This is a genomic window from Pseudideonella sakaiensis (assembly GCF_048320135.1).
In the GTDB taxonomy this organism is placed as follows: Bacteria; Pseudomonadota; Gammaproteobacteria; order Burkholderiales; family Burkholderiaceae_C; genus Ideonella_A; species Ideonella_A sakaiensis_A.
In genome coordinates this window covers 3,248,892-3,263,336 of the sequence record NZ_CP182947.1, presented here as the reverse complement: position 1 = coordinate 3,263,336, position 14,445 = coordinate 3,248,892, and the positions used below count along the sequence as shown (strand labels likewise).

Sequence of the window (14,445 nt, the reverse complement as noted above, 5' to 3'; positions counted from 1 at the left end):
CTCGCTCAGCGCTTCGGCGTATCGAGGCTCGCGCCGGCCAGCAGCTGCAGGCACAGCTGCTCGTAGCTGATGCCGGCGGCGCGCGCCGACATCGGTACCAGCGAGTGCGACGTCATTCCGGGCGAGGTATTCATCTCGAGCAGGAACGGCCGCTGGTCGGCCGCGCGGATCATCAGGTCGGCCCGGCCCCAGCCGCGGCAGCCGAGGCTGTGGTACGCGGCGAGCGTGATGCGCTGGATCTCCTGCTCGACGGCGTCGCCGAGGCCGCTCGGGCACAGGTACTGCACGACATCGGTGAAATATTTGTTCTGGTAGTCGTAGGCGCCTTCGGGCGCGACGATGCGGATCACCGGCAGCGCGCGGGCCGTCGCACCCTGGCCGATCACCGGGCAGGTGACTTCCATGCCGTCGATGAATTCCTCACACAACACGTCGGGATCGAAACCGGCGGCGAGTTCGACCGCAGCCTGCATCTGTGAATAACCGGCGACCTTGGTGACGCCGATCGACGAGCCCTCGCGCGGCGGCTTGACGATCAGTGGCAGGCCGAGCTGATCCGGCACGCCGTTGATGCGTTCGCGATCCTGCTCGCCCGGCGCCAGCAGCAGATGGCGCGGTGTCGGCAGACCTTCGGCGATCCAGATCCGCTTCGTCATCACCTTGTCCATCGCGACCGCCGAGGCCATCACGCCGGAGCCGGTATACGGAATGCCGAGCAGTTCGAGCGCACCCTGCACCGTGCCGTCTTCGCCATGCCGGCCATGCAGCGCGATGAAACAGCGCGAAAAACCGTCGCGTTTCAGCTCCGCCAGCTCGCGTTCGGCCGGATCGAAGGCATGGGCGTCGACGCCCTGCGACTGCAGCGCGCTCAGGACGCCGCCACCCGACAACAGCGAAATCTCGCGCTCGGCAGACGTGCCGCCCATCAGCACCGCGGTCTTGCCGAGGCTTGCCGGATCAATCTTCATGCAGCCTCCTTCAGCAGATCGACGACCCGTTGCGGCACCTGGCCGATCGAGCCTGCACCCATCACGATCACGACATCGCCTGCGCGCGCCTGCTCGGCGATCGTCTGTGCCATCTGGCCGATCTCGTCGACGAACACCAGATCGACCTTGCCGGCCAGTCGCAGCGCGCGCGCCAGCGCCCGGCCGTCGGCGGCGGCGATCGGTGATTCGCCGGCGGCATAGACCTCGGCCAGCAACACGACGTCGGCGCTGCCGATCACCTTGACAAAATCCTCGAAGCAGTCGCGGGTCCGCGTGAAGCGGTGCGGCTGGAATGCCAGCACCAGGCGGCGCTCCGGAAATGCGCCGCGTGCGGCGGCGATCGTTGCCGCCATCTCGACCGGGTGGTGGCCGTAGTCGTCGACCAGCGTGAAGCTGCCGCCGGCCGCCGGCAATTCGCCGTAGCGCTGGAAGCGGCGGTCGACGCCCTTGAATTCGGCCAGACCCTGGATAACCGGCTGGTCCGGCAGTTCGAGCTCGGTCGCGACGGCGATGCTCGCCAGCGCGTTCAGCACGTTGTGCCTGCCCGGCAGGTTCAGCGTGACCTCGATGTCAGCCATGCGCACGCCGTTGTGGCGCTGCACCGTGAAGCGCATCGCGCCGTTTTCTGCGCGCACGTCGACGGCGCGGACCATCGCATCTTCGGCAAAACCGTAGCTGACGATCGGCCGCGAGATCATCGGCAGGATCGAGCGCACACCCGGATCGTCGACACAGACGATCGCTGCACCGTAGAACGGCATGCGGTGGATGAATTCGACGAAGGCCTGCTTCAGCTTCGCAAAGTCGTGGCCATAAGTATCCATGTGGTCGGCGTCGATGTTCGTGACCACTGCCATCACCGGCATCAGGTTCAGGAACGAGGCATCGGACTCATCCGCCTCGACGACGATGTAGTCACCCGAACCGAGGCGCGAATTGGCGCCGGCGGCATTCAGCCTGCCGCCGATCACGAAGGTCGGATCGACGCCGGCCTGCGCGAGCACGCTCGTGACCAGGCTGGTCGTCGTCGTCTTGCCGTGCGTGCCGGCGATCGCGATGCCCTGCTTCAGCCGCATCAACTCGGCCAGCATCACCGCACGCGGCACGACCGGAATGCGCGCAGCGCGCGCCGCAATCACCTCCGGGTTGTCGCCCTTCACCGCGGTCGACGTGACGACCGCATCGGCACCGCCGACATGAACCGCGTCGTGACCGATGTGCACGCGGATGCCGAGCTGCGCGAGCCGCCGTGCGGTATCGCTGTCGTTCTGATCCGAGCCCGACACCAGATAACCGAGGTTGTGCAGGATCTCGGCGATGCCGCTCATGCCGGCGCCGCCGACGCCGACGAAGTGGATGTTCTTCACTGCGTGTTTCATGCGCAGATCTCCCGCGTGCCGCGTTTCTTCGGCGGCACTCGTGGCCCTTCGACGAAGTGGATGTTCTTCACTGCGTGTTTCATGCCGCCACCAGCCTTTCAAGTTCGTCTGCGACATGCGCGGCAGCGCGCGGCCGGGCCAGTTCACGTGCCCGCGTCGCGATGCCGAGCAGCGTGTCGCGGGTCAGCCCGGCGATCACGTCGGCAAGCCGGCGCGGAGTCAGTTCGGTCTGCGGCAGGTGCACGCAGGCCTGGTGCGACGCCAGCCAGGCCGCGTTGTCGCGCTGGTGCGAGGTGGTGCTGACGACCAGCGGCACCAGGATGCCGGCGACGCCGGCGGCGCACAGTTCGCTGACCGTCACCGCGCCGGCCCGGCAGACGATCAGGTCGCAATCGGCGAGCCGGCGCGCCATGTCGTCGATGAACGGCACGATGTCGGCCTCGACCTGGCAAGCCGCATAGTCGGCAACGACACCTTCGTGATGCGCCGCGCCGGTCTGGTGCGTGACCAATGGCCGTTGCGCCGGATCCAGCAATGCCAGCGCCTGCGGCAGCGTCTCGTTCAGCACCTTTGCGCCAAGGCTGCCGCCGACGACCAGCAGCCGCAGCGGACCGCTGCGGCCGGCAAACCGTTCGGCCGGAACCGGCAGCGCCTCGATGTCGAAGCGCACCGGGTTGCCGGTGACGACCGCCAGCTTCGTCTTGCGCGCAGCGTCGCCGTCGAAACCGAAGGCGATGCGGTCGGCGACCGGCAGAAGCGCCTTGTTGCTCAGCAGCAGTGCCGCATCGGCATTGACCAGCATCAGCGGCTTGCCGAGCAGCGACGCCATCAGACCCCCGGGGAAGCAGACATATCCACCCATGCCAAGCACGAGCCGGGCGCGCCGGCGGCGGATGATGCGCAGGCACTGCCAGAACGCAACCAGCATCCGCAGCCCGCCGGTCAGCGTCTGCAGCGGGCCATTGCCGCGCAGGCCGCTGAAACCGATCGCATCGAGCTCGATGCCGCTCGGCGGTACCAGCCGGTTTTCCATGCCCTTGGTCGTGCCGAGCCAGCTGACGCTCCAGCCGCGCGACAACATCTCGCGCGCGACTGCAAGCCCCGGAATCACATGGCCACCGGTGCCGGCCGCCATCACGATGAGGTGTTTGTTGCTCATGCGCGACCTCCGCGCATGAGTTGCCTGTTCTGGTTTCGGCCCGCGCGCTGCGCGCGCTTCACGTCGCTTCGCGACATGAGCCTGCACCGAAACAGTCCGGCCCCGCGCTGAAGCGCGTGGCTGCGTGCTATCGCCCGCCTCATGCTCGGCCTCCTCGCATGAGTTGTCTGTTTTCAATATCCACCCGCATCACCATCGCGATCGCGATGACGTTGAGCAGGATGGCCGAGCCGCCGAAGCTCATCAGCGGCAGCGTCAGGCCCTTGGTCGGCAGCACGCCGAGGTTGACGCCCATGTTGATGAAGGCCTGGCCACCCATCCAGATGCCGATGCCCTGGGCAAACAGGCCGGCATAAACCCGGTCGAGTGCGATCGCTTGGCGGCCGATGTGGAAGATGCGCCGGGTCAGCCAGAAAAAGGCGACGATCACGCAGGCCACACCGGCGAAGCCGAGTTCCTCGCCGATCACCGCGAGCAGGAAGTCGGTATGCGCCTCGGGCAGGTAATGCAGCTTCTCGACGCTGTCGCCGAGGCCCTGACCGAACAGTTCGCCGCGGCCGAAGGCGATCAGCGAATGCGACAGCTGGTAGGCCTTGCCGAGCGTATAGCGCTCGTCCCACGGATCGAGGTAGGCAAAGATCCGTTCGCGGCGCCATTCGCTGGTCGTGATCATCAGCACGAAGGCGCCGACCAGGATCGTCGTGATCAGCAGGAACATCCGGCCATTGATGCCGCCGAGAAACAGGATGCCCATCGCGATCATCGCGATCACCAGGAAGGCGCCCATGTCGGGTTCGGCGAGCAGCAGCAGGCCGACCACCGCGACGGCAAACGCCATCGGCAGCACCGCGCGCAGGAAGTTTTCCTTCACGTCCATCTTGCGCACCATGTAGCCGGCCGCATACATCGCCATGGCGAGCTTCGCCAGTTCGGATGGCTGGAAATTGATCACGCCGAGTGCAATCCAGCGCCGCGCGCCGTTGACGCCCTTGCCGATGAACGGCACCAGCACCAGCGCCAGCAGCACCAGCACTGCGACGAACAGCCACGGCGCGGCCTTTTCCCAGAACGCCATCGGCACCTGCACGACGACGATGCCGGCGAGCGCGGCAATCGCGATCGACAACAGGTGGCGGGTCAGGAAGTGGGTATGTTCGTAGCGTGCAAAACGCGGGTTGTCGGGCAGCGCGATCGACGCGCTGTAGACCATCACCAGGCCGAGACCGAGCAGGCCGAGCGCAACCCACAGCAGCGCCTGGTCGAAACCGAGCAACTTCGGCGGCTGGCCGCGGCCGACCTGCACCCAGTCGCGGATCGGTACCGCGGTGTCCTTGTCGACACCGGCCGGGCGGCCAAAACCGACGCGTGCGAGCAGGGCCTTCATGTCGTCACCTCGCCGAGGTCGGCCGCCAGGTCGTGCACCGCGCGAACAAACACCTCACCGCGCTCGCCATAGTTGCGGAACATGTCGAGGCTGGCGCAGGCCGGGCTCAACAGCACCGCATCGCCGGGCTGCGCCTGCTCGAAACACCAGCGTGTCGCCGCTTGCAGCGTCGGGTGGCGTTGCAGTGGCAGCGCCGCGGCTCCATCGGCGCCTTCGGTCAGCGGCCGCAGCGCCTGTTCGACGCGCTCGGCATCGCGGCCGAGTGTCGCGATCGCGCGCGCAAACCGCTGCAACGGCGGCAGCAGCGGTGTGAAATCCTGGCCCTTGCCGTCGCCGCCGAGGATCAGCACCAGCCTGGCCGGCGAACGGTCGCTGCCGAGGCCGTCGATCGCGGCGACGGTGGCGCCGACATTGGTGCCCTTGCTGTCGTCGAAGGCATCGACGCCGCGGATCGACGCGACGAACTGCAGCCGGTGCGGCTCGCCGCTGTAGTCGCGCAGCGCATGCAGCATCGGCGCCAGCGGGCAGCCGATCGCCTGAGCCAGCGCCAGCGCCGCCAGCGCATTGGCTGCGTTGTGGCGGCCGCGCACGCGCAGCGCATCGGCCGGCATCATGCGCTGGAAAAAGAGCTCTTCATCGTCGGCGGCAGCACCGCGCTTGCCGCCGCGCTGCAACGTCGGATCGGCGTCCTGCGCACGGGCCAGCCAGACCATGCCGTTGTCGGTCAACAGGCCGAAATCGCCCGGCCGTCGCGGTGCCTGCAGGCCGAAGCGGATCACCTGGCGCTGCACCGGCTTTGCGAAGCGGCCCTTGCCGGCCACCGGCGCGGGCACCATTGCTTCGACACGCGGATCATCGCGGTTGACGATCATCACCGTCGCGCCGTCGGCCGGCCCATAAACACCCGCCTTCGCGGCGACATAGCTGTCCATCTCGCCGTGCCAGTCGAGGTGGTCCTCGGTGATGTTCAGCACCGTTGCCGCATCGGGCGCAAATCCTTCGACGCCGTCGAGCTGGAAGCTGCTCAGCTCGAGGATCCAGACCTCGGGCAAGGCGGCAGCCAGCCGCGCCGCCCGATCTGCAGCCGGGTCGATGCCTGCATCCGCACCTGTTTCCGCGTCCGCGTCGCTGCCGGCATGCGAATCCGCTGGCGTCGTCTCGGCCGATTGCTCGGCATCTGCCTCGGTCACCTCGTCGACAGCCACCTCGGCCGCCGCCAATGCCTCGGCCAGCGTCTGCAGCATCGTCGGCCCGATATTGCCGGCCACCGCAACGCGCCGGCCGGTACTCGCGACCAGCAGTTGCGTCATCGCCGTCGTCGTCGTCTTGCCGTTGGTTCCGGTGATCGCGATCAGCTTCGGCGCATAAGCGGTATCGGCGCGCAGGTCGGCCAGCGCGGCGATGAACAGATCGAGTTCGCCCTGCACCGGCACGCCGGCGGCGCGGGCGGCGCCAAGCAGTGCGGCGAGTCGGTCGTCGAGCGGCGACAGGCCCGGGCTCTTCAGCACCAGATTCATACCGTCGAGCGCCGCGGCATCGAGCGCGCCATCGAGCATTCGCGCCTGCGGCAGCTCCTGCGCCAGCAGCTGCGCATTCGGCAGCGCCTCGCCGCTGGCCAGCCGGCTGTCCCAGACGGCGATGCGTGCACCGGCGCGCGCGCACCAGCGCGCCATTGCCAGCCCGGACGAACCAAGGCCGAGGATCAGCACCGATGTGGAGGCAAGCTGCTTCATCGTCCGTTCACCGCAGCTTCAGGCTGGCCAGGCCGATCAGGCACAGCAGCATCGTGATGATCCAGAAGCGCACGACGACCTGCGTCTCGCCCCAGCCCGACTTCTCGAAATGGTGGTGCAGCGGCGCCATCTTCAGGATGCGCCGGCCGGTGCCGTAGCGCTTCTTCGTGAACTTGAACCAGGCGACCTGGACCATCACCGACAGCGCTTCGGCAACGAAGATGCCGCCCATGATGCCCAGCACGATTTCCTGCCGCGTGATCACCGCGATCGTGCCGAGCGCGCCGCCGAGCGCGAGCGCGCCGACGTCGCCCATGAAGACCTGCGCCGGATGGGTGTTGAACCACAGGAAGGCGAGCCCGGCACCGGCCATCGCGGCGCAGAACACCAGCAGTTCGCCGGCGCCCGGGATATACGGGATCAGCAGATAACGGCTGAACACCGCATTGCCGGTGACGTAGGCAAAGACGCCGAGCGCCGAGCCGACCATCACGACCGGCATGATCGCCAGACCGTCGAGGCCGTCGGTCAGATTGACCGCATTGCTCGCGCCGACGATCACGAAGTAGGTCAGCATGATGAAGCCGAACACGCCGAGCGGGTAGCTGACCGTCTTGAAAAACGGCACGATCAGGTCGGCCTTCGGCGGCAGCTCGTTCGAGAAGCCGCTCCTGACCCAGTTGACGAACAGTTCGAGCACCCGCAGGTTCGACGTTTCGCTGACGCTGAATGCGAGGTACAGCGCGGCGATCAGGCCGATCATCGACTGCCAGAAATATTTCTCCTTCGAGCTCATGCCCTCGGGGTTCTTGTGCACGACCTTGCGCCAGTCGTCGACCCAGCCGATCGCGCCGAAACCGAGCGTCACGACCATCACGATCCAGACGAAGCGGTTGCTCCAGTCGAACCACAGCAAGGTGGAAACGCCGATGCCGATCAGGATCAGCACGCCGCCCATCGTCGGTGTGCCGCTTTTTGCGAGGTGCGACTGCATCGCGTATTCGCGCACCGGCTGGCCGATCTTCAGAAACTGCAGCCGGCGGATCACCCACGGGCCGAAGGCCAGCCCGATCAGCATTGCCGTCATCGCCGCCATCACCGCGCGGAATGTCAGGTACTGGAAGACGCGGAAGAAGCCGAATTCCGGCGACAGCGTCTGCAGCCATTCGGCCAGGCTAAGCAGCATGCCGGTCTCCTGTTGGCGGCACGTCGCCGGCCGGTTGATTGCTGCGTTCGACGAGCGCGGCGACCGCGCGCTCCATCTGCATGAAGCGCGAACCCTTGACGAGGATCGACGCCGCCGGCGGCGCGGCACCGAGCGCAGCCACCAGCTGGTCGACACCGTCGAAATGGCGTGCACCGTCGAAGGCATCGGCGCTGGCGCGACAGGCCTCGCCGGCAGCCCACAACACATCGATGCCGCGCTGCTTCGCATAGGCGCCGACCTCGGCATGGAAGGCCGGACCATGCTCGCCGACCTCGCCCATGTCGCCGAGCAGCAGCCAGCGCGGCGCCGGCAGGCTGGCCAGCACGTCGATCGCGGCACGCACCGAATCGGGGTTGGCGTTGTAGCTGTCGTCGATCAGCGAAACCGGACGCCCGCCAAGCGACAGCTGCAGCAGTGCCGAGCGGCCCTTCACTGCGACGAAGCCATCGATGCCGCGGCCGACCGCATCGAGCGGACAGCCGGCAGCCACGGCGCAGGCAGTCGCTGCCAGCGCGTTGTGCACGTTGTGATGCCCGGCCAGCGCGAGCCGCGCCTCGACCCGGCCCTGCGGCGTCGACAACGCGAGCCGCCAGTGATCGCCGTGCCAGCTCGCGCCGGCGCTGACATCGGCTGCCGCATCGAGCCCGAATCTGATGCAACGGCGCTGGCCGGCCAGACCGCGCCACAGCGCGGCGTAGGCGTCATCGACCGGGAAGACCGCGATGCCGTCGGCATCGAGCGCGCTGATCGCGCTGCCGTTTTCGCGCGCGACCGCCTCGACGCTGGCCATGAATTCCTGATGCTCGCGCTGCGCGTTGTTGACGAGCACGATGCCGGGTGCGGCGAACGCTGCGAGCTGGGCGATTTCGCCGGGGTGGTTCATCCCGAGCTCGATCACCGCCGCCCGATGCTGCTCACGCAGGCGCAGCAAGGTCAGCGGCACGCCGATGTCGTTGTTGAAATTGCCGGCAGTCGCCAGCGCGGCATCGCCGAGCCAGGCCTGCAGCATGCTCGCGACCATCTGCGTCACGGTCGTCTTGCCGTTGCTGCCGGTGACCGCGATCAGCGGCAGCTGGAAGCGCCGCCGCCACGCCGCGGCCAGCTGGCCGAGCGCCTTGCGGCTGTCGTCAACCTGCAGGCCGCTGAAACCGGCCTCGGCGATGCCGCGCTCGGCAAGCGCTGCGCTCGCACCGGCAGAGGCTGCCTGCGCAAGGTAGTCGTGGGCGTCGAAACGCTCGCCGCGCAGCGCAACGAACAGGTCGCCGGCGCGCAGGCTGCGGCTGTCGCTGTGCACCCGCTGCACCGTCACCGACGGGTCGCCGACCAGCTGCGCGCCGGGCAGCAGGCTGTGGGCCAGTGCGAGGTCCATCATTGCAGCACCTCCACCGCGGCCGCGCCGCCACGCCGCTGCAGCTGTTCGGCGGCCAGTTCGGCGTCGGAGAACGGCAGCCGCCGGTCGCCGATTTCCTGGTAGTTCTCGTGGCCCTTGCCGGCGAGCAGCACGACGTCGGCGGCGGCCGCGTTCTGCACTGCCCAGGCGATCGCCGCGGCACGGTCCTCGATCACCGCTGCCTGCTCCGGCGCGGCCAGCCCGGCGACGACTTCGCCGATGATCGCCGCCGGCTCCTCGTGCCGCGGGTTGTCGCTGGTGACGACGAGTTTGCCGGCGAGGCGCTCGGCCGTTGCCGCCATCAGCGGTCGCTTGCGCCGATCCCGGTTGCCGCCGCAGCCGAACACGCACCACAACACTCCCGAACGCGCGGCGGCCAGTGGCTGCAGCGCCGTCAGCACCTTGTCGATCGCGTCGGGCGAATGCGCATAGTCGACAACGACCAGCGGCGCATCGATCGACGGGCCGTCGATGCGCTGCATGCGGCCGGGCACCGCGCCGAGCGACGCGCAGGCGAGCGCTGCATCGGCGAGCGGAATGCCGAGCGCGCGCAGCCCGCCGATCACCGCCAGCAGGTTCGAGACATTGAAGTCGCCGATCAGCGACGAATGGACCGGCACCGATTCGCCTGCCTCGCGGACGTCGAACGCAAGACCGCCGCCGCCGTGGCCGACCGGCCCTGCCGTCAGCCGGCCTTCGCTGCCGGCCGAATAGGTCCACAGATCGAGTGCGCCGCCGGCCAGCTCGGCAGCCAGTGGAGGCCCTTTCGGATCGTCCAGATTGATGACGGCGGCGCGCAGCCCGGGCCAGTCGAACAACCGGCGCTTGGCCCGCCAGTAGCTGTCCATGTCGCCGTGGTAATCGAGGTGGTCCTGCGAAAAATTGGTCAGCAGGGCGACCGCGATGCGGGTGCCGGCAAGCCGCTGCTCCTCGATGCCGATCGACGAGGCCTCGATCGCACAGGCATCGATGCCGTCATCGGCAAAACGGCGCAGCGCGTGCTGCAGGCCGACCGGATCGGGTGTCGTCAGCCCGGTCGGCACCAGCTCCGGCGGGATGCCGACGCCGAGCGTGCCGATCACGCCGCAGCGCCGGCCGACGTGGTTCAGCGCCTGTGCCAGCCACCATGTGGTCGAGGTCTTGCCGTTGGTGCCGGTCACCGCGAGCAGCTGCAGCGCGTCGCTCGGCTGCTGGTAGAAGGCAGCGGCGATCTCGCCGCTGATTGCCTTCAGCCCGGCAACCACGGCGATCTGCGGCCGCCCGTCAAAGGCAAACGCGTCGACACCGTCGGCCTCGACGATGCAGCCGACCGCGCCTGCTGCGAGCGCCGCATCGACAAATACGCGCGCATCGCTCGCCTGGCCGGGCCAGGCGATGAAGGCATCGCCGGCTGCGATGCGTCGGCTGTCCGAACACAGGCCGCTCGCACCACGCTGGCGCAGCCAGTCGAGGATGTCGGCGATTCCGTTCAATTGCGGCACCGCCATCAGAAACTCTCCTCGACGGCCGGCAGCTGGCGGGTCACGATGTGCGGCCGCACATCGAGATCGGGCTGCACGTTCAGCGTACGCAGCGTCTGCTGAACGACCTCGCTGAAGACCGGCGCGGCGACCAGGCCGCCGTAATATTTGCCGTTGTTCGGCTCGTCGACCATCACCGCAACGATGATGCGCGGGTCGCTGATCGGCGCCATGCCGACGAACCACGAGCGGTATTTTTTCGCCGAATAACCCTTGCCTTCCTGCTTGTGCGCGGTGCCGGTCTTGCCGCCGACCGAATAACCGATCGCCTGCGCCAGCGGTGCCGTGCCACCGGCACCTGCAGCCATCTGCAGCATCTGACGGACTTCGCTGGCAACGCCCGGCGACAACACGCGAACACCGCTGACCGGCGTCGCCGCCTCTTGCGGCGGGCGCTTCAGCAGCGTCATCGGAATCAGTTCGCCGTCGTGCGCAAAAACGGTATAGGCACGCGCCAGCTGGAACAGGCTGGCCGACAGGCCATAGCCGTAACTCATCGTCGCCTGTTCGATCGGACGCCAGCTCTTGTGCGGCCGCAGCCGGCCGGTCACCGCGCCGGGGAACGCCAGTTGCGGCTTCTGGCCGAAACCGAGGTTCGAGAACAACTCGTGCATTTCGCGCGGCTGCATCTGCATCGCCAGCTTGACGGTGCCGACGTTGCTCGATTTCTGCACCACTTCGGCGACCGTCAGCGGGCCGTGCGGATGGGCATCGCTGATCGTCGCGCCGCCGACCGTGATCCGGCCCGGCGCGGTCTGGATCACCGTCGACGACTTGACGCGGCCAGACTCCATCGCCCAGCCGATGATGAAAGGCTTCATCGTCGAGCCCGGCTCGAAGGTGTCGGTCAGCGCGCGGTTGCGCAATTGCTCGCCGGAGAGCTTCTTGCGGTCGCCGGGAACAAAACTCGGGTAGTTGGCCAACGCCAGCACCTCGCCGGATTTCGCATCGAGCACGACAACGCTGCCGGCCTTCGCCTTGTGCTCGGCGACCGCATCGCGCATCCGCTGGTAGGCGAAAAACTGGATCTTCGAGTCGATCGACAGCGTGATGTCGCGGCCGTTGGTCGCGGCAACGCTGTCGCCGATTTCCTCGACGACGCGGCCGAGCCGGTCCTTGATCACGCGGCGGCTGCCGTCGAGCCCGGCGAGTTCCTTCTGCCACGCGAGTTCGATGCCTTCCTGGCCCTTGTCCTCGACATTGGTGAAGCCGACCACATGGGCCGCCGCCTCGCCTTCCGGATAACGGCGCTTGAACTCGCGCACGTCGTAGACGCCCTTGATGCCGAGCGCCAGCACCTGCTTCGCGAGTTTTTCGTCGACCTGGCGGCGCAGCCAGACGAAGCTCAGCCGGTCGTCGAGCTTGGCGGCAAGGTCTTTCGGACCGATGTTCAGCAGACGGCCGAGTTCGGCCCGCTGCGCCGGCGTTGCCTCGAGGTCCTTCGGGATCGCCCACAGCGACGGCGTCGGCACGCTCAGCGCGAGGATCACGCCGTTGCGGTCGAGGATGCGGCCGCGGCTCGCGGTCAGCTCGAGCGTGCGCGCATAACGGATCTCGCCTTGCCGCTGGAAAAAGTCGCTGCCAACCACCTGCACATAGGCAGCGCGGCCGATCAGCACGCAGAAGCCGGCACCGACCAGCGCCACCAGCAGTTTCGACCGCCATGGCGGCGTGCGCGACGCCAGCAGCGGGCTGGTCGAATAATTCAGGTTGCGCAGGTTGGCGATCGAACCCGGCACCGATGCCCGCTTGTTGCGCTTCATCGCTTCACCCCGACTGCGCTGGCGGCACTGGCCGGCGGGCTGGCAAAACGGACCACCGGCGCGCCGGGAAGCGGCGCGTCGACATAACGCGTGACCGCCGGCGTCGCGGTGCGCATTGCCAGTTTTTCACGCGCGGTGCGTTCGATCCGCAGCGGCGTCGCCTGCGCCTGCAGTTCGGCCTGCAGACGCTCGTGCTCGACGTCGAGCTGCCGTGCTTCGGACTGTGCGCGGTCGAGCGCGGTGAACAGGCGGCGCCCGTCGTAGCTGACCCGCACCAGATACAGCGCACTGGCCAGCAGCACCAGCAGCAGGATGACGTTCATGCGGCTGCTCATGCGGCACCGCCTGGCTGCGCCAATCCCACATCGGTCCGTTCGGCAACCCGCATCACCGCCGACCGCGAGCGCGGATTGGCGCGGATCTCGGTTTCACCGGGCTTGAAGCGGCCCCTGGCCTTCAGCCGCAGCGGCGGCGGCGCGGCAAACGGCGCGCGCCGGTCGAACACCGCCTTGCTCTCGCGGGCAATGAAGGTCTTGACGATGCGGTCCTCGAGCGAGTGGAAGCTGATCACGACCAGCCTGCCGCCCGGCGCGAGCAGGTCCAGCGAAGCGCTCAGGGCCTGTTCGAGCTCCTCAAGCTCGGCATTGACAAAAATCCGAAGCGCTTGAAATGTGCGCGTTGCTGGGTCCTGGCCTGCTTCACGGGTTTTGACCGCACCAGCCACGAGGTTGGAAAGCGCCCCCGTGGTTCGCACAGGGCTCCCGCTTTCGCGCCGAGCAACAAGCGCCTTTGCAATCTGCCCAGCAAACCGTTCTTCCCCATAGTCACGAATCACCTCCGCAATCTGGCGCTCATCGGCGCGGGCGAGAAAATCCGCGGCACTTTCGCCGCGCGTCGTGTCCATCCGCATGTCCAGCGGACCATCGAACCGGAAACTGAAGCCGCGTTGCGGGTCGTCGATCTGCGGCGACGACACGCCGAGGTCGAGCAGCACGCCGTCGACCTGCGTCACGCCGTGGTCGGCCAGCACCGCGGCCATGTCACCGAAACGGCTGTGGTGGATGAAAAAACGCGGGTCGTCGACCCGCGCTGTTCCCGAGGTGGCGGCAGCAACTGCCTCGGGATCGCGGTCGAAGGCGATCACCCTGCCTTTCTCGTCGAGCCGCTGCAGCAGCGCCCGCGCATGCCCGCCCCGGCCGAAGGTGCCGTCGACATAGATGCCGTCGGTCTGCTCGACGCCGTCGCGCAGCAGCAGCGCATCGACCGCCTCGTGCAGCAGCACGGTCGTGTGGGCAAAGACGGGGGAATCGGCAGTCACGGATTGGCTGGGTGCGGTGCGCGGGTCAGAAGCTGAAATCTTTCAGCGACTCGGGCAATTCGGACTGCATCACGCGGGCTTCGTGTTCTTCATAACGCGCCGCGTCCCACAACTCGAAGTGGCTGCCCATGCCGAGCAGGATCACGTTCTTTTCGAGGCCGGTCGATTTGCGCAGCTCGGGCGAAATCAGCACCCGCGACGAGCCGTCGATCTCGACGTCCATCGCATTGCCGAGGAATACCCGCTTCCAGCCGCTCGCCGACATCGGCAATGCAGCGACGCGGTCGCGAAAATCCTCCCACGCCGGACGCGGAAAAATCATCAGCGCGCCTTCCGGGTGCTTGGTGATCGTCAACTGGTTGACGGCAATCGCAGCCAGCACCTCGCGATGACGCGCAGGCATGGCGATACGCCCCTTGCCGTCCAACGTCAGCGCCGAAGCACCCTGGAATACGATATTTGCCACCTCGCCCCACAAAAATGCACTTTCATGCACTTTAACCGAGGTTTTGGGGCCGGTCAATCAAACGGCAAAGAAAAAATCAATGAAATCAAGTACTTACGAAAACTTTGAAAGGTAAAAACCGGCGAAAAAAGGCGTTC

13 protein-coding genes are annotated in these 14,445 nt (G+C 67.4%); 1 reads left to right on the top strand and 12 read right to left on the bottom strand.

From position 1 onward, the window contains the following. Positions 1-5: 5 nt before the first annotated feature. The 11 genes from ACNH6H_RS14775 to rsmH all read right to left on the bottom strand — a co-directional run bounded on the left by ACNH6H_RS14775 (position 6) and on the right by rsmH (position 13,779). A complete protein-coding gene (locus ACNH6H_RS14775; protein ID WP_418318695.1) occupies positions 6-968 on the bottom strand; it encodes a D-alanine--D-alanine ligase in 963 nt (320 codons plus the stop codon). Further along, positions 965-2,368: a UDP-N-acetylmuramate--L-alanine ligase gene (gene murC / locus ACNH6H_RS14770; protein WP_418318694.1), complete on the bottom strand. Its 1,404-nt coding sequence runs from the start codon at positions 2,366-2,368 to the stop codon at positions 965-967. Before murC ends, ACNH6H_RS14775 begins: the two co-directional genes overlap by 4 nt. A 79-nt stretch (positions 2,369-2,447) precedes the next feature. Further along, a complete protein-coding gene (gene murG / locus ACNH6H_RS14765; protein WP_418318692.1) occupies positions 2,448-3,527 on the bottom strand; it encodes an undecaprenyldiphospho-muramoylpentapeptide beta-N-acetylglucosaminyltransferase in 1,080 nt (359 codons plus the stop codon). Positions 3,528-3,666: 139 nt separating this feature from the next. After that, entirely contained in the window at positions 3,667-4,911 is a 1,245-nt protein-coding gene (ftsW, locus tag ACNH6H_RS14760; protein WP_418318690.1) for a putative lipid II flippase FtsW, read from the bottom strand. After that, a complete protein-coding gene (gene murD, locus ACNH6H_RS14755; protein ID WP_418318688.1) occupies positions 4,908-6,644 on the bottom strand; it encodes a UDP-N-acetylmuramoyl-L-alanine--D-glutamate ligase in 1,737 nt (578 codons plus the stop codon). The genes ftsW and murD overlap by 4 nt, the downstream gene beginning before the upstream one ends. A 7-nt stretch (positions 6,645-6,651) precedes the next feature. Beyond that, a complete protein-coding gene (gene mraY, locus ACNH6H_RS14750) occupies positions 6,652-7,830 on the bottom strand; it encodes a phospho-N-acetylmuramoyl-pentapeptide-transferase (protein ID WP_418318686.1) in 1,179 nt (392 codons plus the stop codon). Further along, entirely contained in the window at positions 7,820-9,223 is a 1,404-nt protein-coding gene (locus tag ACNH6H_RS14745) for a UDP-N-acetylmuramoyl-tripeptide--D-alanyl-D-alanine ligase (RefSeq protein ID WP_418318684.1), read from the bottom strand. Before ACNH6H_RS14745 ends, mraY begins: the two co-directional genes overlap by 11 nt. After that, a complete protein-coding gene (locus ACNH6H_RS14740; protein ID WP_418318683.1) occupies positions 9,220-10,728 on the bottom strand; it encodes a UDP-N-acetylmuramoyl-L-alanyl-D-glutamate--2,6-diaminopimelate ligase in 1,509 nt (502 codons plus the stop codon). The genes ACNH6H_RS14745 and ACNH6H_RS14740 overlap by 4 nt, the downstream gene beginning before the upstream one ends. Continuing rightward, positions 10,728-12,524, bottom strand: a complete 1,797-nt coding sequence (locus ACNH6H_RS14735; RefSeq protein ID WP_418318682.1) for a peptidoglycan D,D-transpeptidase FtsI family protein — start codon at positions 12,522-12,524, stop codon at positions 10,728-10,730. The genes ACNH6H_RS14740 and ACNH6H_RS14735 overlap by 1 nt, the downstream gene beginning before the upstream one ends. After that, positions 12,521-12,859 carry a cell division protein FtsL gene (gene ftsL / locus ACNH6H_RS14730; RefSeq protein WP_418318681.1) on the bottom strand — a complete coding sequence of 113 codons (339 nt, stop codon included), beginning with the start codon at positions 12,857-12,859 and terminating at the stop codon, positions 12,521-12,523. Before ftsL ends, ACNH6H_RS14735 begins: the two co-directional genes overlap by 4 nt. After that, on the bottom strand, positions 12,856-13,779 hold the full coding sequence (rsmH, locus tag ACNH6H_RS14725) for a 16S rRNA (cytosine(1402)-N(4))-methyltransferase RsmH (RefSeq protein ID WP_418321334.1): 924 nt from the start codon (positions 13,777-13,779) through the stop codon (positions 12,856-12,858). The genes ftsL and rsmH overlap by 4 nt, the downstream gene beginning before the upstream one ends. Between rsmH and ACNH6H_RS14720 the strand changes: the two genes are divergently transcribed. Beyond that, positions 13,708-13,878, top strand: coding sequence for a hypothetical protein (locus tag ACNH6H_RS14720; protein WP_418321499.1), 171 nt, complete (start codon positions 13,708-13,710; stop codon positions 13,876-13,878). The genes rsmH and ACNH6H_RS14720 overlap by 72 nt on opposite strands. Here ACNH6H_RS14720 and mraZ read toward each other — a convergent pair. Further along, positions 13,868-14,308 (bottom strand): division/cell wall cluster transcriptional repressor MraZ, encoded by a 441-nt coding sequence (mraZ, locus tag ACNH6H_RS14715; RefSeq protein WP_418318679.1) that lies wholly within the window; start codon positions 14,306-14,308, stop codon positions 13,868-13,870. The two genes, ACNH6H_RS14720 and mraZ, sit on opposite strands and share 11 nt — an antisense overlap. Positions 14,309-14,445: the final 137 nt, after the last annotated feature.